This window comes from Teichococcus deserti, from assembly GCF_001982615.1.
GTDB classification, from domain to species: domain Bacteria; phylum Pseudomonadota; class Alphaproteobacteria; order Acetobacterales; family Acetobacteraceae; genus Pseudoroseomonas; species Pseudoroseomonas deserti.
In genome coordinates this window covers 1-1379 of sequence record NZ_MLCO01000431.1, presented here as the reverse complement: position 1 = coordinate 1379, position 1379 = coordinate 1, and the positions used below count along the sequence as shown (strand labels likewise).

General features: G+C 72.2%; 2 protein-coding genes. Both read left to right on the top strand.

The annotated features are described in order from the left end of the window. Positions 1-589: aldehyde dehydrogenase family protein (locus tag BKE38_RS28530; RefSeq protein WP_474104354.1), on the top strand; the 589-nt coding region annotated here is incomplete at its 5' end. A 19-nt stretch (positions 590-608) separates the two neighbouring features. Beyond that, complete coding sequence (locus BKE38_RS28525; protein ID WP_076960521.1) at positions 609-1265, top strand: nicotinate-nucleotide adenylyltransferase; 657 nt, start codon at positions 609-611, stop codon at positions 1263-1265. Positions 1266-1379: the final 114 nt, after the last annotated feature.

Here is a 1379-nt window from a genome sequence, read left to right as displayed (position 1 = left end):
GGCCCATGCCGAGGGCCTCTGCCACACCTACATCCATGCCAGCGCCGATCCGGACATGGCCCGCTCCATCCTGGCCAATGCCAAGATGCGCCGCACCGGCGTCTGCGGCGCGACCGAGACGCTGCTGATCGACGCCGCCGTCGCGCCCTCGCTGCTGCCGCTGCTGGTCGCCGACCTTTCTGCCCTCGGCTGCAGCTTCCGCGCCGATGCGAAGGCGCTCGCCTTGATGCCGGCCCTGCCGCCGGCGACGGACGCCGATTTCTCCACCGAATGGCTGGACGCGATCCTGTCGGTGAAGGTGGTCGATGGTGTCGGGCAGGCGCTGGAGCACATCCGCCGCCATGGCAGCGAGCACACCGAATGCATCGTCGCCGAGGATGCCTCCGCCGCCGAGGCCTTCCTCAACGGCATCGATTCGGCGGTCGGGCTGTGGAACGCGTCCACGCAGTTCTGCGACGGCGGCGAGTTCGGCTTCGGCGCCGAGATCGGCATCGCGACGGGCCGGCTGCATGCGCGCGGCCCGGTCGGGCTGGAGCAGCTCTGCACCTATCGCTACCGCATCACCGGCACTGGCCAGACGCGACCGTAATCCCGCTGCCCAGGCCTTGATGAGAACCGACAGAACAACGGGGCGCTGGGGGGATCGGCGGCGGATCCGCATCGGCCTGCTGGGCGGCAGCTTCAACCCCGCCCATGACGGCCATCGCCATGTCGCGCTGCACGCCCTGCGCGCGCTGCGGCTGGACCAGGTCTGGCTGCTGGTCTCGCCGGGCAATCCGCTGAAGCCGCGCGCCGGCATGGCGCCCTTTGCCGAGCGGCTGGCCTCGGCGCAGAAGATCGGCGACGGGGTGCGGCTGCTGGCCAGCGACATCGAGGCGGCCATCGGCCAGCGCTACAGCGCGCGCACGCTGCAGCGGCTGCAGCAGCTGTTCCCGCGTGCCCGATTCGTCTGGATCATCGGCGCCGACAATCTGTGGCAGCTGCCGCGATGGCGCGACTGGCGGCGGCTGGCGGCGCGCACCGCCATCGCCGTGCTGCCGCGGCCGGGCTGGACGCGGCGGGCGCTGCATGGCGCGGCAGCCTCGCGGCTGCGGCGCTATCGCCGCGATCCGGGCGCGCTGCTGCAAGATGGCGCGCCGGCTTGGGCGCTGGTGCCGGCGCCGGAGCATCCGGCCAGCGCCACCGCGCTGCGCCAGGCGGCGGCCGCGGCGGCGGCACCGGTCGCGCCCGAACAATTGCGTCGGGCAGGATTGCAGCCCGGCTGACCGCTGGCGCATTTTCGGTGCTGGCCCCGGGGCCTCGGTTCGCGCCATACACCCGCCCAGAAGACTTCTTTCAAAAAACCCATGGACTGCCGACAGGAGGCCGCCATCGCCCGC